This window comes from Streptomyces sp. NPDC057877, from assembly GCF_042796855.1.
GTDB lineage: Bacteria > Actinomycetota > Actinomycetes > Streptomycetales > Streptomycetaceae > Streptomyces.
Genome location: NZ_JBHVMS010000009.1, coordinates 1 through 18,206, shown reverse-complemented (window position 1 = coordinate 18,206; position 18,206 = coordinate 1). Strand labels below are relative to the sequence as shown.

At 72.7% G+C, this 18,206-nt stretch carries 14 protein-coding genes and 1 pseudogene; 13 read left to right on the top strand and 2 right to left on the bottom strand.

Features of this window, described 5'->3' with window-relative positions; genetic code table 11:
- Positions 1 to 172 precede the first annotated feature (172 nt).
- Complete coding sequence (locus ACFVQG_RS26755; RefSeq protein WP_383388157.1) at positions 173 to 358, bottom strand: hypothetical protein; 186 nt, start codon at positions 356 to 358, stop codon at positions 173 to 175.
- Positions 355 to 987, bottom strand: coding sequence for a hypothetical protein (locus tag ACFVQG_RS26750; RefSeq protein WP_383388155.1), 633 nt, complete (start codon positions 985 to 987; stop codon positions 355 to 357). Before ACFVQG_RS26750 ends, ACFVQG_RS26755 begins: the two co-directional genes overlap by 4 nt.
- A gap of 402 nt (positions 988 to 1,389) precedes the next feature.
- Between ACFVQG_RS26750 and ACFVQG_RS26745 the strand changes: the two genes are divergently transcribed.
- The 13 genes and pseudogenes from ACFVQG_RS26745 to ACFVQG_RS26685 form a co-directional block, all read left to right on the top strand.
- Positions 1,390 to 3,438 carry an FAD/NAD(P)-binding protein gene (locus tag ACFVQG_RS26745; RefSeq protein WP_383388153.1) on the top strand — a complete coding sequence of 683 codons (2,049 nt, stop codon included), beginning with the start codon at positions 1,390 to 1,392 and terminating at the stop codon, positions 3,436 to 3,438.
- Entirely contained in the window at positions 3,435 to 4,865 is a 1,431-nt protein-coding gene (gene pcaB, locus ACFVQG_RS26740) for a 3-carboxy-cis,cis-muconate cycloisomerase (protein ID WP_383388152.1), read from the top strand. Before ACFVQG_RS26745 ends, pcaB begins: the two co-directional genes overlap by 4 nt.
- Before the next feature lie 174 nt (positions 4,866 to 5,039).
- Positions 5,040 to 6,560, top strand: coding sequence for an FAD-dependent oxidoreductase (locus tag ACFVQG_RS26735; protein ID WP_383388150.1), 1,521 nt, complete (start codon positions 5,040 to 5,042; stop codon positions 6,558 to 6,560).
- Positions 6,561 to 6,944: 384 nt separating this feature from the next.
- A complete protein-coding gene (locus ACFVQG_RS26730; protein ID WP_383388148.1) occupies positions 6,945 to 8,663 on the top strand; it encodes a cytochrome bc complex cytochrome b subunit in 1,719 nt (572 codons plus the stop codon).
- 462 nt (positions 8,664 to 9,125) lie between these two features.
- Positions 9,126 to 9,482 carry a DUF3099 domain-containing protein gene (locus ACFVQG_RS26725; RefSeq protein WP_383388146.1) on the top strand — a complete coding sequence of 119 codons (357 nt, stop codon included), beginning with the start codon at positions 9,126 to 9,128 and terminating at the stop codon, positions 9,480 to 9,482.
- Positions 9,483 to 9,885: 403 nt separating this feature from the next.
- Positions 9,886 to 10,962 (top strand): type III polyketide synthase, encoded by a 1,077-nt coding sequence (locus ACFVQG_RS26720; RefSeq protein ID WP_383388144.1) that lies wholly within the window; start codon positions 9,886 to 9,888, stop codon positions 10,960 to 10,962.
- Positions 10,959 to 11,516 (top strand): cupin domain-containing protein, encoded by a 558-nt coding sequence (locus tag ACFVQG_RS26715; RefSeq protein ID WP_383388142.1) that lies wholly within the window; start codon positions 10,959 to 10,961, stop codon positions 11,514 to 11,516. The genes ACFVQG_RS26720 and ACFVQG_RS26715 overlap by 4 nt, the downstream gene beginning before the upstream one ends.
- A gap of 5 nt (positions 11,517 to 11,521) precedes the next feature.
- Positions 11,522 to 12,679, top strand: a complete 1,158-nt coding sequence (locus ACFVQG_RS26710; RefSeq protein ID WP_383388140.1) for a DegT/DnrJ/EryC1/StrS family aminotransferase — start codon at positions 11,522 to 11,524, stop codon at positions 12,677 to 12,679.
- A 253-nt stretch (positions 12,680 to 12,932) separates the two neighbouring features.
- A complete protein-coding gene (locus ACFVQG_RS26705; protein WP_383388138.1) occupies positions 12,933 to 14,516 on the top strand; it encodes a class I adenylate-forming enzyme family protein in 1,584 nt (527 codons plus the stop codon).
- Between the two features lie 226 nt (positions 14,517 to 14,742).
- Complete coding sequence (locus ACFVQG_RS26700; RefSeq protein ID WP_383388136.1) at positions 14,743 to 15,816, top strand: polyprenyl synthetase family protein; 1,074 nt, start codon at positions 14,743 to 14,745, stop codon at positions 15,814 to 15,816.
- 56 nt (positions 15,817 to 15,872) lie between these two features.
- Positions 15,873 to 16,619: a helix-turn-helix transcriptional regulator gene (locus ACFVQG_RS26695; protein ID WP_383388134.1), complete on the top strand. Its 747-nt coding sequence runs from the start codon at positions 15,873 to 15,875 to the stop codon at positions 16,617 to 16,619.
- 58 nt (positions 16,620 to 16,677) lie between these two features.
- Positions 16,678 to 17,955: a cation:proton antiporter gene (locus tag ACFVQG_RS26690; RefSeq protein ID WP_383388132.1), complete on the top strand. Its 1,278-nt coding sequence runs from the start codon at positions 16,678 to 16,680 to the stop codon at positions 17,953 to 17,955.
- 42 nt (positions 17,956 to 17,997) lie between these two features.
- Positions 17,998 to 18,206 (top strand): annotated as a pseudogene (locus tag ACFVQG_RS26685) (2-oxoglutarate ferredoxin oxidoreductase subunit alpha); the annotation flags it as partial.

Below are 18,206 nucleotides of genomic sequence, written 5' to 3'. Positions count from 1 at the left end.
ATAGTGACACGGGCAGCGCCACGCCGCCAACCGCCCGCCCAAGTGACCTGGGTCACGCGGCAGTTGGGGCAGGGAAGACGCGCAGACGGGGCCGGGACACGGCGAAGCCGGCCCGGACCCCTTCACGGGGTCCGGGCCGGCTCTTTGTGCCGCCCCTCGTGCGGACGCCGGGTCAGGACCGGCGCTGGAGGGCGATCTCGGTGAGTTCCTCGATGTCGAACTGCGAACGGCGGTGCGGCGCACCGTAGCGGGTGATCTTCCCGCGGCTGACCCACTTGCGGATGGTCGCCTCCGACACGCCCACCGCGAGCGCGGCCACCTTGGTGGGCACGAGCCGGTGACTCGGTGGCTTGGTCATACGCTGACACCCTTTCGCTGCCGCTCCATGAGTTTCCTGAGACCGAGCCACTCGCGCATCTCCCATGAATGCCCCGCGGAGCAGGCGATGCTGCGGTGCCCCGCCGTGACCCCGGCGCCGGGCGCCACACTGATCGTCCCCGAGCAGTTGTCCACCACACACTTGCGGATCAGCGTCTGCAGATCACTCGGCTCCGGATCGATGGTCTGCCGCAGCCGCACCACCAGGCCCTCGATCTCGTCGGCGAACTCGGCGGCCGGGGGCTGCGCGGTCAGCCACCCCAGATGGCGCATGAGGAACCGCGCCAGGTGCGGCACACTGCGCGGCGGCGCCGTCACCCGCAGCTTGTCCACCACCATGCCCGACCACGACTCCACGATGGTCAGGATGTGGTGACGGGCATCGAGCACCGAGATGTCCAGGTAGTCCCGGCTGCGGCTGCCCGAGACCTTGGTCGGGTTGGTGCGCCGGGCACTGGTCGGCGACACCTGGTGCAGACACTCCTGGTACAGGCCCGGCAGAGCCCGCAGACTGCGCTCCACCCGCCGGATACAGGGGCCGCACAGCACCGACCCGGCGGCGGCCCGGCTGTCCTGAGTGTGGCCTCTGGGGCATGGGTGAGACTTCATCGAAGCTCCTTCATCAGGTGGCTCGCCCCCGTGTGCGTCGCGTGCATGTCCCGCTGCCGTTCACGGCCGTCTCAGCGGACGCCTTCTTTCTCGTGGTGTGTGAGCGCGCCGTCTGCGGCCGGCTGGCGTACAGCCTCGAAAAAGTGCCGGTGCGGCGGCTTTGCCCGGGCGGACAGACCCATTACCCGGCCGACGACTCGAGTCCCGATACAGCCTCGTTCGGGGCTCGTTGGGAAAGGGGCCGGGCCAGGGCCGCAGGTGACGGCTCCACCCTCCTTCCAGGCGGAAGCGAGCCCTGGTTGAGCGCCGCGCCCGACGGTGGCCCAGGAAGGAGGCACTGTGGACGGTACGCACGGAGGCGACCGCGCAGCACGCGCCGCACTCCCCGCAAGGCCGCACAACATGGCGGCCGCCAAGGTTCCCCCGGGCGGTGCCCTCGCGCCCGGGCACCTCAACCCCCGCGCAGCCGCCGCTCCGCCGGCGGGGGATGGACCGGCCGCGCACCTACAGGTGTGCCTCGTCGGTGCCGGGCCCCGGGGCCTTTCCGTACTGGAACGGCTCTGCGCGCAGGAACGCAAGTCGCCCCGCTGGGACACCGTCACCGTGCACGTCGTCGACCCCGACCCGCCCGGCTCGGGACGGGTCTGGCGCCCCGATCAGTCCCCGCACCTGCTGATGAACACCGTCGCCTCCCAGGTGACGGTCTACACCGACGCCAGCGTGCCCATCGAGGGCCCGCTGGAGGAGGGGCCCAGCCTGCACCAGTGGGCCAAGGCCCTGGAATCGGGCAGCCTGGACACCAGCCCCCCGCTGGGCCACGACCCGGCCGTGCTGGCCGAGGCACGCGCCCTGGGCCCGGACACCTACCCCACCCGCGCCCTCTACGGCCGCTATCTGACCTGGGCGTTCACCCGGATCACCGGCAAGGCACCCGCCCATGTCACGGTCCGCACCCACCGGCAGCGCGCCGTCGCCCTCAACGACAGCGGCACCACCCAGAGCGTCGTCCTGGAAGACGGCACCCGGCTGGACGGCCTGTCCGCCGTCGTCCTGGCCCAGGGCCACGTCCCGGCCCGGCCCACCGCGAGCGAACGGGAACTGGCCGGCTTCGCCGCCCGCCACCACCTCACCTACATCGCCCCCGCCAACCCGGCCGACGTCGACCTGTCCGCCCTCACCCCCGGCCAGAACGTGCTGCTGCGCGGCCTGGGCCTGAACTTCTTCGACTACATGGCCCTGTTCACCCAGGGCCGCGGCGGCACCTACACCCGCACCGCGGGCCGCCTGGTCTACCGGCCCTCCGGCCGCGAACCCCACCTGATCGCCGGATCCCGGCGCGGCGTGCCCTACCAGGCCCGCGGCGAGAACGAGAAGGGCGCCCACGGCCGCTACTTCCCCCGCCTGCTGACCGCCGAGCACATCGCCGCCCTGCGCGCGCACAACCGGCCCATCGACTTCCACGCCGACCTGTGGCCGCTGATCTCCAAGGAGGTGTGCGGCGTCTACTACGCCGCCCTGCTCACCGCCCGCGGCGAACCGCCCACGGCGGTGGAGGAGTTCACCGACCACTACCTGCACGCCCCGCCCGGCCCGGCCGAGGACCGCCTCCTGGACCAGGCCCGCATCCCGGCGCCGCAGCGCTGGGACTGGCAGCGCGTGGCCCGCCCCTACCCCGACGACGCCCTGCGCAGCCCCGCCGCCTTCCGCGCCTGGCTGCGCGGCCACCTCGACGACGACGTCCGCCTGGCCCGCCAGGGCAACATCAGCGGCCCCGTCAAGGCCGCCCTGGACGTCCTGCGCGACCTGCGCAACGAGATCCGCCTCGCCGTCGACCACGCCGGACTGCGCGCCGACTCCCACCGCGACCACCTCGACCGCTGGTACACCCCCCTCAACGCCTACCTGTCCATCGGCCCGCCCGCCTCCCGCATCGAGGAGATGGCCGCCCTCATCGACGCCGGGATCCTGGAGGTGACCGGCCCCGCCCTGCACATCGACACCGACGCCGAACACCCGCTGGGCCCCTGCTTCACCGCCACCTCCCGCGAGATCCCCGGCACGCGGGTGCGCGCCACCGCCCTCATCGAGGCCCGGCTGCCCGAGATCGACCTGCGGCGCACCGCCGACCCCCTGATGCGCCAGCTGCTGGCCAGCCGGCAGTGCCGCCCCTACCGCATCCCCCACCCCACCGGTGACTACGAGACCGGCGGGCTGGATGTGTCCGAGCGGCCCTACCACCTCCTCGACGCCGACGGCACCGCGCACCCGCGCCGCTTCGCCTACGGGGTGCCCACCGAATCCGTGCACTGGGTGACCGCCGCCGGGATCAGACCCGGCGTCGGCTCCGTCACCCTGGAGGACTCCGACGCCATCGCCGCCGCCGTCCTCGCCCTGCCCCCCGCCGCCCCGGCCACAGCCGCGGCGCCCCCGAGCGCGAAGGCGGACGCATGAACCCCCACCCACCCGCCCCCACGCCGCCCGCCCACCAGGACGCGGCCCTGCTCTCCCCGGTGCGCGCGGGCACCGCCGCCGAAGCGGCCACCGGCGACACCGCCTGGCTCCAGGCGATGCTGGACGCCGAAGCGGCCCTGGCCCGCGCCCAGGCCCGCTGCGGCACCGTGCCCGGCCAAGCGGCCCGCGCCATCACCGACGCCGCCCACGCCCACCTCTACGACGTCCGCGAACTCGCCCTGGCCGCACGCGAGACCGCCAACCCGGTCGTCGGCCTGGTCAAGGCCCTGACCGCACAGGTCGCAAGGACCTCCCCGCAGGCCGCCGAGTACGTGCACCGCGGCTCCACCAGCCAGGACGTCCTGGACACCGGCGCCATGCTGGTCGCCGCCCGCACCCTGCGCCTGATCATCACCGACCTGGACACCACCGCCACCGCCCTCGCCGCCCTCGCCGCCGCCCACCGCGACACCGTGATGGCCGGCCGCACCCTCACCCTGCACGCCGTCCCCACCACCTTCGGCCTGAAGGCGGCCGGATGGCACCAACTGGTCCGCGACGCAGCCCACCGGCTGCGCCACCTCACCGAGGGCGGCCTGCCGGTCGCCCTCGGCGGCGCCGCCGGAACCCTGGCCGGCTACCTCCAGTACGCCGGCCCCCACACCGACCCCGCCGCCTACCTCGACGACCTGACCGCCGCCTTCGCCGCCGAGACCGGCCTGGCCGCGCCCCGCCTGCCCTGGCACGCGCTGCGCACCCCCGTCGCCGACCTGGCGGCCGCCCTCGCCCACACCACCGGCGCCCTCGGCAAGATCGCCGCGGACGTCCTGGTCCTCACCCGCACCGAGATCGGCGAGGTCAGCGAACCCCAGCGGGCCGGACGCGGCGCCTCCTCGGCGATGCCCCACAAACGCAACCCCGTCCTGGCCACCCTGATCCGCTCCGCCGCCCTCCAAGTACCCGCCCTGGCCGCCGTACTGACCCAGTGCCTGACAGCCGAGGACGAACGCTCCGCCGGGGTCTGGCACGCCGAATGGCAGCCCCTGCGCGAAGCCCTGCGCCTGACCGGCGGCGCCGCACACACCGCCGCCGAACTCGCGCGCGGCCTGAGCGTCCACCCCGACACCATGCGCACCAACCTGGAGGCCACCGCCGGAGCGCTCGTCTCCGAACGCGTCAGCGCCCACCTGGCCCCCCGCATCGGCAAGACGGCCGCCAAGGACCTGCTCACCCAGGCCTCCCTCCTCGCCGACCGCACCGGCCGCCCACTCGCCGACGTCCTGGCCGAACTCCCGCAACTCGCCGGCATCCTCACCCGCGCCGAAGCCACCGCCCTGCTCGACCCGCACGGCTACACCGGCGCCGCAGGCGCCCTGGTCGACCGCGCCCTCACCCCACCCACACCCACACCCGCACCCACCGGATAGAACCGGAAACGGCCCGCCCGGGGCCGGGGCGCTGCCCCGGGCGGCCCGCTCAAGACCCGCTCGCGAACGCCTCAACACCGCCTTGAACTCCCGGACACGACTGGCCAAACCATGCCGTCCCGGCGCCCGCTGCCCGCATGATGCAAGAGGCAACGTACAAGGAGGGCGGGCGAGTTGACTCAGGACGCGCACGGCACCGCGGGCACCGGCCACGGCCACGGCGTGGTCATCGGCTCCGGCCTCGCCGGGCTCACCGCGGCACGGGCCCTGGCCAACTTCATGGACCACGTCACCGTCATCGACCGCGACTGGATCCCCCACGGATCCGCCCGCCGCCGCGGCGTGCCCCAGGCCCGCCGCACCCACACCCTCACCCCCGCCGCCCAGCAGGCCCTCGCCGAGCTGTTCCCCGGCATCAGCGCGGACCTCACCGCCGCCGGAGCCGTCCGCGTGCGCCCCGGCCACGACCTGCTCGTCCTGGGCCCCGGCGGCTGGCTGCCCCGCACCCCCGGCACCGAGCCCCACCTGAGCGCCAGCCACGACCTGATCGAGGCCGTGCTGCGCCGCCGCCTGCACACCGACCCGAAGATCACCTTCCTGCCCCGCCACCAGGCGGTCGGCCTCGAGGGCGGCCCCGGCGACACCGTCACCGGCGTGTGGGTTAACACCCGCGACACCCCCGCCGCCCCGCCCCGCCGACGGCTGATATCAGCCGACTTCGTCGTCGACGCCAGCGGACACGCCTCCCACGCCCCGCAGTGGCTGGCCGACCTCGGCTACCCGCCCCCCCGGCAGACCGTCACCGAGGCCCGCACCACCCGCCTCACCGCGGTGTTCGCACCCCCCGTCGGCCATGTCGCCGACTTCACCGCCCTGTTACTCCTGCCCGCCCCCGGCCAGCAGACCCAGGGCACCCTGCAGCCCCTCGAAGGCGGCCGCTGGTCCCTCACCCTCACCACCGACCAGCCCCCCGCCGGCCCCGCCGATCACGCCGCGCTGCTGCGCGCCGCGGGCAGCCTGCGCCACCCCCTGCTGCGCGACCTGATCGAGGCCGCCACCCCCCTCGGACCCGTCTACCGCGCCACCGCCCCCGCCGGCCGCTGGCACCACTACGAGAAACTGCGCCGCTTCCCCGACCAGTTCCTCGTCATCGGCGACGCCCACGCCACCTTCGACCCCGGCCCCGGCCAGGGCCTGACCCACGCCATCCAGGGCGCCCTCGTCCTGGACCGCCTGCTGAGCGCGCACGGCACCGCCGTCGGCCTGGGCTACCGGCTGCGCCGCGCCCTCGCCCGCGAACTCGCCCCCGCCTGGCGGGCCGCCACCCGCCCCGCGGCCCGCCACGGCCTCACCGCCCGCCTCACCGCCCGCCTCACCGCCCGCCTGACCGCCCGCCTCACCGCCGCGGCGACCACCGACCCCGACGCCGCCGCCCTGCTCATCGAACGCCTCCACCACCCCCACCAGCCCACCCGGCGCCTGCGCCTGTGGCGGGCCGCACTGCGCGGCACCAGCGGCCCGCCCCCCGCAGGCCCGCCCAGCACCACCCACGGCCCGCACACCCGCCGCCGCCGCGCCGCCGCCCCCGACCCGCGCGCCGCCCGCCCGCTGCCCGCCGCCGTGCGCGCCCCCGCCGCGCCCGCCCGCACCCCCCAGGCGGGCACCTCACCCGCCGCGGACCGCCGCCGCCCCTGACGGGGCACCCGGTCGCACGGCACACCGGGGGCGGTCCTACGCTTTCCCTATGACGACAGTGGATCAACTAGCCTTCCCGCGCGCTTACTTGAAGGGAAAACAGCCGCCCCGCACGTGTCACGAGGACGCCACCCACGCGGCGTTACGCACTCGGGCGGGCGCGGCGCACCCCGGCAACTCGAAAGCCGCTCAAGAACCGCTCGAGGCGGGCTCTAACTTCGGCTTGAAGGCGGTTGTCCGCCCGCGTCGCACGTCGATAGCGTTTGTGCAGCTCCAGGGCACGGGCCCGCTTCCGCCGCGGCAGGCCGCCCCCGCAGGCGGCCCCGTGCCGTGCGCAGCGGGTGTGCCTGTGACGGCCGAGCGGCGAGGGGAGGGCGCGCGGGTATGACCGCGACCGAAACGGCGCCGCACACACGCACCACCGAGGTGCCGAAGGGCGAACGCATAGCCGACTGGGCGGACGGACGGCTCGGGCTTTACCGGTTCCGATTCATGGTCCGCAAGGTGTTCCCCGAGCACTGGTCGTTCATGTTCGGCGAGATCGCCCTCTACAGCTTCGTGATGCTGGTCCTCACCGGGATCTGGCTCACCCTCTTCTTCGAGCCCAGCATGGCCGAGACGGTCTACGAAGGCCCGTACGTGCCGCTGCAGGGCGTGGTCATGTCGGAGGCCTACGCCTCCACCCTGGAGATCAGCTTCGAGGTGCGCGGCGGCCTGCTGATCCGCCAGATGCACCACTGGTCGGCCCTGGTGATGATCGCCGCGCTGTGCCTGCACACCCTGCGGCACTTCCTCACCGGCTCCTTCCGCAAGCCGCGCGAGGCGAACTGGCTGATCGGCTTCACCATGCTGATCCTGGTCATCCTGGAGGGCTTCTTCGGCTACTCCCTCCCCGACGACCTGCTCTCCGGCACCGGCATGCGCATCGCCTCCGGCATCACGCTGGCCGTCCCCGTCGTCGGCACCTACGTGCACATGCTCGCCTTCGGCGGCGAGTTCCCCGGCATGGACCTCGTGCCACGCCTGTACAGCCTGCACATCCTGCTGATCCCGGCGATCGTGTTCATCCTGGTCAACGTCCACCTCATCCTGGTCGTCTTCCACAAGCACACCCAGTTCCGCGGCGCCGGCCGCACCGAGAAGAACGTCGTCGGCGAGCCCTTCGTGCCGAACTACACCGCCAAGGCAGGCGGCTTCTTCTTCCTGGTCACCGGCGTGCTCGCGCTGATGGGCGGCATCGCCCAGATCAACCCGGTGTGGGCGTACGGCCCCTACAAGGCCGACCAGATCTCCCAGGGCTCCCAGCCCGACTGGTACATGGGCTTCCTGGAAGGCGCGCTACGGGCCATGCCCGCCTGGGAGTTCGTCGTCCCAGGCGGCTACACGGTCAACATGGGCGTCCTGATCCCGGCGGTCATCCTGCCCACGGTGATCATCCTGGTGTTCGCGCTGTGGCCGTTCCTGGAATCCTGGGCCACCGGCGACAAACGCGAACACCACCTGCTGGACCGGCCCCGCGACCACCCCACACGCACCGCCTTCGGCGTCGCCTTCGTCGCCTTCTACCTGGTGCTGTTCTTCGGCGGCGCCAACGACATCCTCGCCGAACGCTTCAGCCTGTCCCTGAACGCCATCACCTACGCGGTCCGCGTCGGCGTCTTCGTCGTGCCCGTGCTGACCTACATCCTCACCCGGCGGATCTGCCTGGGCCTGCAGCGCCGCGACCGCGACAAGCTCCTGCACGGCCGCGAGACCGGGAAGATCCGCAGGCTGCCGCACGGCGAGTTCATCGAGGTCCACGAGCGCCTGGACCGCTCCAGCGAGTACGCGCTGCTGGCCCGCGAGGACTACCAGCCGCTGCCCGCGCCCGCGCCGGAACACGACGGCGTCCCCAACCCCAAGGGCCGCAAGGAGGTACTGCGCCACCGGGTCAGCCGCTGGCTGTACGGCAACCAGATCGCCAAGCCCACCGAGCAGGAGATGCGCGAGGCACTGGAGCACGCCGAGCACTCCGCCAACGGACACGGCACGGCCGACGGCCAGCTGGAGGGCACCGCCCGGCCCGCCCTGGAGGAACGGGCCCCGGACCGGGAAGCACACTGACCCGGACCTAGCAGCCCCAGCAACCACCGGGCCCCACAGCGGCGGCGCGGGTGATCAGCAACCCCGGTCACCCGCGCCGCCGCCGTCCCAGCCCCCGCCACCCCCCGGGGGGGGGCAGGCCCGGACGCCCGCACGACCCCCACCGCCCCGGACCCCGCCCACGACAGCCCTCCTCACCCCTGGACCCGCCCCTCGGCACTTCCGGGAGGAGGCCCGACACCCGTACGGCGCCACCGCGTTCCCCCACCGCCCCACCGCCCCACCGCCCTACCGCCCTACCGCCCAGCCGCCCAGCCGCGCCGGGCCCCGCCCACGACAGCCCTGCCCGCCCCCGGCACCCCCGGAGGGTCCCGACACCAGTACGGCGCCACCGCGTCGCCCCGCCGCCCCCCCGGCGTGGGCCCGCCACGGAAGGTGACCATCCGCTGTCCGGCGCCGTGCCGGAGTGTCCACGGAGGCCCCATGAACACCCGCCCCTGGCGCCGGGACGCCGCCCCGGCGAAGTCCATCACCGCCGCCCGCACCGGCCTCACCCGTGACCTGCGGGGCCGTCAGCGCCGCTACCTGGCGGCCATGCTGGTGCGCACCGCCTGTGTGGTGGTGATGGCCGCGACCTGGAACCGCTGGCCCGCCGTCGCCGTCGGCGCGCTCGCCGGCGCGGCGCTCATCCCGTATGTCGCGGTGGTGGTGGCGCAGGCGGGCTGGCGCCAGCAGCGCGGCGCCCGGCCCGCGCTGGCCCCGCAGCCCGACGAGCCCGCCGCCCGGGTCGTGCTGGAGCCCACCCTGATCCTGCCGCCGGAACGCAACACGGCCGCCTGACCCGGCACTTCGCCGCCGCCCGCCCCCGAACGCGGCGTGACTCACGTCACTTTCGGCTGCTCTTGGCGCCATCACGCCGAGCGTGTCACTATTTCAGCACGCCTCCCCTGCCCAAAACCCGCCGCGCGGACGCCCGTTGAGCGCCGCGACCGCCGGGCCGCACCGGCAAGATCGGCCTCTGCCCGTGTCAGGTGTGTGGCGCTGAACCGCCCGCCTTGTGCGCATCGGCGACGCGGCGGCCCCCCTCTCCCCGCCCTCGAAGCGGCTCCCCTCACCAAGAGGGGGGCCGCCTTTTTGCGTGCCGGGAGCCGAGCGGCCCACCCCCGCGGCGCCGGCCAGGGTGCCGCGCACAACAAGGCTCTTCACGTACCGAAGGCAGACTCTAGAGAAAGAGATTCCAGATATGCCGAGGCTATGCAAGCCCGCGGTGAGCGCGCCGGAATACGTCATCACGATGGAAGAGACCCTGGAATTCGCCGAACGAGTCCACGGCGGAAAGCCTCAGCTTCCTCTGGCGCTTCGCCTGATCAGGAACACGGGGGTGCAGAAGCGGCATATCGTGCAGCCCATCGAGAAGACGCTTCAGCACCCGGGCCTGACCGAACGCAACCGCATCTACGAGGTCGAGTCCAAGAAGCGCACCCCGCAGGTCATCGAAGAGGCGCTGAAAAACGCCGACATGGCGGCCCGGGACATCGACGCGATCATATATGTATCGTGCACCGGGTTCCTGATGCCGTCGCTGACCGCATGGCTGATCAACAAGATGGGCTTCCGCTCCGACACCCGCCAGATCCCCATCGCCCAGCTGGGCTGCGCGGCCGGCGGCGCCGCCGTCAACCGCGCCCACGACTTCTGCGTGGCCCACCCCGGCAGCAACGTCCTGATCGTCTCCTGCGAGCTGTGCTCGCTGTGCTACCAGCCCGACGCCGACGACATCGGCTCCCTGCTCTCCGACGGCCTGTTCGGCGACGCCGTCGCCGCCGCCGTGGTCCGCGGCACCGGGGGAGTGGGCATCGAACTGGAGCGCAACGCCTCCTACCTCATCCCCAACACCGAGGACTGGATCTCCTACGACGTCCGCGACACCGGCTTCCACTTCCAGCTGGACCGCCGCGTGCCCGGCACCATGGAACCCCTCGCCCCCGTCCTGCGCGAACTGGCCAAGGACCACAGCTGGGACGCGGGCAGCCTGGACTTCTACATCGTCCACGCCGGCGGCCCGCGCATCCTCGACGACCTCGCCAAGTTCCTCGAGGTCGACCGCAGGGTGTTCCGGCACAGCTGGTCGACGCTGAACGAGTACGGCAACATCGCCAGCGCCGTCGTCCTGGAGGCCGCCCGCCGCCTGTTCGAGGAGAACGCCCTCGCCCCCGGCGCCACCGGCATGATCGCGGGCTTCGGCCCCGGCATCACCGCCGAGATGGCGCTGGGCACCTGGGCCGAGGACACCCCGACCGAACTGGGCAACGCCGCATGACCGGGCTCATCCTCCCGCCCGGAGCGGGCCGCAAACTGGTCACCAAGGCGCAGGAGGTGACCTTCAAGGCCACCAAGGCCGACGGCTCCTCGGTCTCCATCTTCGAGGTCGTCGTCCCGCCCGGCTTCGACGTCGGCGCCCACGTCCACAACGATTCCCAGGAGTTCTTCTACGTCCTGGACGGCGAACTGCAACTGCTGGGCTTCGAGCCCGAACAGCGCACCGGCGACACCTGGCACGACTGGCGCTCCGCCACCGGCGACCAGGTCGTCACCGCCACCGAGGGCGCCTGCATGTTCGTCCCCTCCGGCACCCCGCACGCCTTCCGCAACGCCTCCAGCACACCGGCCCGCATGCTCTTCCAGTGCTACCCCTCGCCGTACCACGAGCTGTACTTCGAGGAGATCGCGGAGATCTGGGCGGCCGGCGGGGCGGCGGTGGACCCCGCGGCCGTGGAGCAGATGCGCCAGCGCTACGACGTCCACCAGCTCACCCCGCTGCGCTACCAGCCCCCCACCGACGCCGACTTCCAGCCCACCCAGCGCGGAGCGTGAGCGACATGAGCACGAACGACTCGATACCCCTGGTCCACGCCAGCCTGGGCGAGCGGGAACTGGCCGCCGTCGCCGAGGTGTTCGCCTCCGGCTGGCCCGCGGGCCAGGGCCCCCGGGGCAAGGCACTGGAAGCCCAGCTCAAGGAACGCTACGGCGCCGGCGACGCGGTCGCCGTCAGCAACTGCGGCGCCGCCCTGCACCTGGCCATGCTCGCCCTGGGCGTCAAGCCCGGCGACGAGGTCATCGTCGCCGACTACACCTTCCCCGCCCCCGCCCACGCCGTGCGCTACGTCGGCGCCGTACCCGTCTTCGCCGACGTACGCGCCGACACCGGCACCATCGACGCCCAGGCCGTCGCCGACCTGATCGGCCCGCGCACCGTCGGCATCATCGCCGTCGACACCGTCGGCATGCCCGCCGACTACGCCCAGCTGCAGACCCTCGCCGACCGCCACGGCCTGTTCGTCGTCGAGGACGCCGCCTGCGCGGTCGGCGCCACCTACCAGGGCCGCGAAGCCGGCGCCCTGGCCGAGGTCGCCTGCCTGTCCTTCCACGGCCGCAAGGGCGCCACCAGCGGCGAGGGCGGCGCCCTGATCGCCACCGACCCCGCGGTGGGCGCCGACGCGAGGCTGCGCTCCTCCTTCGGCATCGGCTCCATCTTCGACCAGGCCCAGGTCGTCGGCCTGCCGATCCCGGAGTTCACCGAGATCGGCTACAACTTCAAACTCTCCGACATCGCCGCCGCCATCCTCCAGGTGCAGATCGGCCGCATCGGCGAACTCCTGGGACGCCGCACCGCCGTCGCCGCCCGCTACGCCGACCTCCTCGCCGACGAGGAACTGCTCACCCTGCCGCGCGTGCCCGAGGACCGCACCCACGCCTGGCAGTCCTACATGGTCACCCTCGACGCGGGCGTGGACCGCGCCGCGGTCGCCAAGGACCTGCGCGCCCAGGGCATCGGCTGCGGCCACGGCACCTGGGCCACCCACGTACAGCCCGTGTTCGAGACCAAGCAGACCTGCCCCGTCTCGGCCGACCTGTTCGCCCGCAACCTCGCCATCCCCATGCACGCCGAACTCACCGGGGACCAGACCGAGCGGGTCGCCGCCGCGCTGCGCCAGGCGGTACGCACCCACGCCACGGCCGCCGGACGCGCCGCCTGACACCCGCACACCCCCGGCCCCAGGAAGCCGGCCGCGCCCGCACCCACCCGGGGGGCGGCCGGCTTCCACGGTGCCGCTGCGCCGACGGCGGCCCACCGCGCGACGGAACCGCCCCCACCACCGGCCTTCGCCGGGAGTCGAGCGGTACTTGAGAGGCGGTCCCTACGCTCCCCGACACCCCGACCCACCCCGGCCACCGGTTCCCGCACCCGCGCCGTCCGACCTCGCAGCGCGCCCAAAGGAGACAGACCCCATGAAGGGCTCTACGGTCTACAAATCGATACAGAAGCGCGGTCTTCACATCGGCCTCCTGCCGGAGATGGCCGCGGCCGTGAACCCGTCGACGCCGATCACCCTGGACCACGACCTGGAGGTCCTGCCCGAGGTGGGCCGGCGGCTGACGGTGGCACAGTACGCCGACCACGTCGACGACCTCGCGGCCCGCCTGTGGGCGGCCGGAGTGCGGCCCGACGAACGTGTCGTGATCTTCAAGACGGCCAACGCCGACCACTGGATGCTCGCCGCCGCGGTCTCCCGCATCGGCGGCGTCGTGGTCAACCTCTCCCCGCACCTGGACCCCGACACCGTCGCCGTCCTGCTGGGACGGGTCGACCAGCCCACCCTGCTCACCGACGGCGCCAAGCTCGACCTCCTGGCCGACGTCCCCCTGGGCGACCTCACCCGCCGCGTGATCAGCTCGTCCGGACAGCGCGAGGGCGCCACCCTGCTCGCCGACCTCGCCGGCGCACCCCGCGTCAAGCCGGTGGTCCGGCCCATCGACGAGGCCGCCGTCATCACCCACACCTCCGGCACCACCGGCATCCCCAAACTCGTCGTGCACACCCCCCGCACCCAGGGCATCCGCCTGGTACCGCAGTGGCGGCTGCTGTCGCTGATGCGCAAGAAGGAGACCGTCGCCATCCACGTGCCCTTCGTGCACTCCCGGATGGTCGCGGCGATGTCCCTGGCCCTGCTCAAGGAGTACCCGGTCCTGCTCATGCGGCAGTCCGACCCCGCCGAGGTCGCCGAGCACCTCCTCGAGCACCGGCCGGTGTTCATCGAGGCACTGCCCAACTCCCTGATGGACTGGGAGGAACTCACCGACGACCCCAGGATGCCGTTCGGATCGGTGAAGGTCTTCTCCAGCACCTTCGACGCCATCCACCCGCGCACCATGAGCCGCCTGCTGAAGGCCTCCAACCGGCGCGGCGCCCTGTTCTTCCAGATCTACGGCCAAAGCGAGGTCGGCCCGGCCGTCGGCCGCGCCTACTTCCGCCACTCCGCCCACAAGGCCAACGGCCGCTGCGTGGGCTGGGCCATGCCGCACGGCGCCGCCCGCGTCCGCGTCGTCAGCCGCGACGGCCAGCCCCCCTCCGAGACCAACCCCGGCTTCATCGAAGTCGCCTGGGACGGCCTGGCCAAGACCTACTACGGCGAACAGGACCGCTACGACACCAACCGCGACGGCGACTGGTGGCGCACCGGCGACGTCGGCTACCGCACCCGCTTCGGCTGCCTGCACATGCTCGACCGCGAAGTCGACATGATCCCCGGCGTGCGCAGCTCCCTGGAAGTCGAGGACGTGGTGCTCAGCAAACTCGACGAACTCAGCGAACTCGTCGTCGTCCAGGGCCCCAACTCCGAACCGGTCCCGGTGATCTGCACCGTCGACGACCAGCCGGTGGACCCCGCCCGCTGGCGCACCGCCGTCGCCGACTTCCCCCAGCTGGCCGACCCCGTGCACATCCCGCAGGCCGAACTGCCGCGCACCGCCACCCTCAAGGTGCAGCGCCTGGCCCTGGCCCGCCGCTTCGAGGAGATGCAGAAGTCGGCCTGACCACCAGCCCACCTCCGACACGGGAGTGCCCGCCCACCCGCGGGCACTCCCGCACCCGCGCCTGCCGCACGGCCGTTCAACACGCACTCCAGGCGTACTGGACCGCCCGCCCCTTCAATGACGGCAGACCGCCCGCCCGACGGGGCCCCGGCCCGGGCCCAGCTCCGCAGCGCCGCCGACCACGCCCGCCGCACCAGCTCACCCGCCCTGCCCAAGGAGATACGCAGTGACCACCGACGTGACCTCCGGGCCCGCCGACGGCCCGGAGCCCACCGCCTCCGTGCGCCGTATCACCGACGACCTGCTGCAGCGGGTGGAGCACACCCTGCGCTCCTTCCTCGCCACCGAGCACACCCGCTTCGCCGAGGTCGACGAACGGGCCGGAGCCGTCCTCGACACCCTGTCCGCCCTGGTCACCTCGGGCGGCAAACGCATCAGGCCCGCCTTCTGCCTCACCGGCTACCTCGCCGCCGGCGGCCAGCCCGAAGACAGCGGCATCGTGGCCGCCGCCGCGGGCCTGGAAATGCTGCACGTCTCCGCCCTCATCCACGACGACGTCGTCGACAACTCCACCCAGCGGCGCGGCAAACCCACCATGCACACCGCCCTCGCCCAGCACCACCACCGCCACGACTGGCGCGGCGAGGCCCGCCGCTACGGCGAGGGCATGGCCATCCTCATCGGCGACCTGGCCCTGGTCTACTCCGACCAGCTGATGGCCCAGGCACCCCCCGCACTGCTCGCCGAATGGCACAGCCTGCGCTCCGAAGTACAAGTCGGCCAGTGCCTGGACGTCACCGCCGCCGCCGAGTTCGCCGTCGACCCCCGCCTCTCCCGCCTGATCGCCCTGATCAAGTCCGGCCGCTACACCATCCACCGGCCGCTGGTCATGGGCGCCAACGGCGCCGGCCGCCCCGACCTCGCCGCCGCCTTCCTGGAGTACGGCGAAGCGATCGGCGAGGCCTTCCAGCTCCGCGACGACCTGCTGGACGCCTTCGGTGACTCCGCCCAGACCGGCAAACCCGCAGGCCTCGACTTCAGCCAGCACAAGATGACCCTGCTGCTGGGCTGGGCCATGCAGCGCGACGAACGCATCCGCACCCTGATGACCACACCCGGCCACACCCCCGACGAAGTACGCCGCCGCCTGCTGGACACCGGCGTCCCCGACGACGTCGAACGCCACATCGCCGACCTCGTCGAACGCGGCCGCAAAGCCATCGCCGACGCCCCCATCGACCCCGCCTGGCGCACCGAACTGGCGGACATGGCCCTGCGCGTCACCTACCGCACCAACTGAAACCCCCACCTCCGGCGGCAGCACGCGACGAACCACCGCGACCGGGAGCGCCCCTCATGGAGCACGTAGTACGGCATGCCGTCACCCTCATCCACGAACGCTTCTGGGAGCCCCTCACCCTCGACGACCTCGCACGCTCCGCCATGGTCAGCAAATACCACTTCCTGCGCGTGTTCACCCGCGTCACCGGCATCACCCCCGGACGCTTCCTGACCGCCGTACGCCTCCAGGAAGCCAAACGCCTGCTGCTGAGCACCCCCCTCACCGTCGCCGACGTCTCCGCCCGCGTCGGCTACAGCAGCTCCGGCAGCTTCACCCGCCGCTTCACCGAACTGGTCGGACTCTCACCCACCCAGTACCGCAAGCTCTCCCTCACGGCCCGCGACGAACTGCGCGACCCCACCCCCCTCGACACACCCCCCGCCGCCCCACCGGCCCGACCCACCGGCCTGGTCACCGGCGCCCTGCGCACCGACCGGACCACCCTCACCAACGCCTACGTCGGAGCCTTCGACAGCCCCCTGCTCCAAGGCGTTGCCGCCTCCTGGCACACCGCCCCGGCCCCCGGACGCTTCACCCTCACCCACATCCCCCACGGCACCTGGTACATCCACGCAGTGGCCCAGAGCACCGACCACGCCACCGCGGCACCGCACACCCTGCTGACCGCCACCATCGGCCCGGTACGCGTCAAGGGCGACACCCGCCGCCTGCCCGACATCACCTTGGCCCCCATGGACTGGACACACCCGCCGATCCTCTCCGCCCTGACGGGCATCGACCCGCAGCCACTGGCGGCGTGATGCGCCCAGGCCCCGCACCGGGCGCACCGCAACGACCCGGCTCACGGAGACAGAACGCATGACCACACATCAGACCACGTCCCTCCTCCTCGGCCTGGCCGTCATCGTGCTGCTGGCCCGCCTGCTCGGCGCGCTGGCCCGCCGCTTCGGCCAGCCCGCGGTCATCGGCGAAGTCCTGGCCGGTATCGCACTGGGACCCACGGTCGTCAACGGGGCACTGTCCGACGCCCTGTTCCCCACCGACATCAGGCCCCTGCTCAGTGCCCTGGCAGCGGTAGGCGTCGCCGTCTTCATGTTCCTCGTCGGCCTCGAGGTGGACGCCGCCCTGCTCCGCGGCAACGGCAGCCTCGCCGCCACCGTCTCCTTCAGCTCCATCCTCGTCCCCTTCGGCCTGGGCATGCTCCTGGCGCTCTACCTCGTCGACGACTACGGCACCGACGACAAAACCGCGTTCATGCTCTTCCTGGGCATCGCCATGTCGATCACCGCGTTCCCGGTCCTGGCCCGCATCCTCACCGACCGGCAGATGACCCACACCTCGCTCGGCGCGATGGCCGTGGCCTGCGCCGCCATCGGCGACGTCCTCGCCTGGATCCTGCTCGCCGCCGTGGTCGCCGTCAGCGGCTCGGCCGGCGCTGACCAGTGGCGCATGCTCCTCGCCGTCCCCTACCTGCTGGGCATGCTCTTCCTGGTACGCCCCCTGCTGCGCCGCTACGCCGCCCGCAGGCCCGAACTCACGCTCACCCCGACCGTGTTCGCGTGCGTCCTGGCCGGACTGCTGCTGTCCGCCGCCGCCACCGAGTGGGTGGGACTGCACTACATCTTCGGCGCCTTCCTCTTCGGCGCGATCCTCCCGCGCACCGGCACCGAGAAACTGCGCACCCACGTCCACGACCGCCTCGGCCAGATGACCGCCACCCTGCTGCTGCCGGTGTTCTTCCTGGTCTCCGGCCTCCAGGTCGACCTGTCCAAGGTCGACGTGGGCGGCCTGGGCGCCCTCGCGCTGATCCTGCTCGTCGCGGTCGGCGGCAAGTTCATCGGCGCGTTCGCCGCCGCCCGCCTCAACCGCATGCCGACCCGGCCCTCCGCCGCGCTCGCCACCTTGATGAACACCCGCGGCCTGACCGAACTCATCGTGCTCAACGTCGGCCTGCAACTGGGCTTCCTCGAAAGCGACCTGTACTCCCTCATGGTCGTCATGGCCGTGATCACCACCGCGATGACCGGCCCGCTGCTGAACCTCATCCTCGGCCGCCCCCGGCACGACGACACCGAAACCCCACCGCACACCAGCGACCCCACCACCCAGCCCGGCACCGTACGCACCGCCGCCTGACCCGCCCCCGCCGCCCCACCGTCTTCCTCCGAAGGAGTCGTCATGCTCGTGCAGCGCCTGGACCGGGTGGTCATCAGGTTCGCGGGGGACTCGGGTGACGGGATGCAGCTCACCGGGGACCGGTTCACCTCGGAGACGGCGTCGTTCGGGAACGATCTGTCGACGTTGCCGAATTTCCCGGCTGAGATCCGGGCGCCCGCCGGGACTCTGCCCGGTGTTTCGTCGTTCCAGCTGCATTTCGCCGACCATGA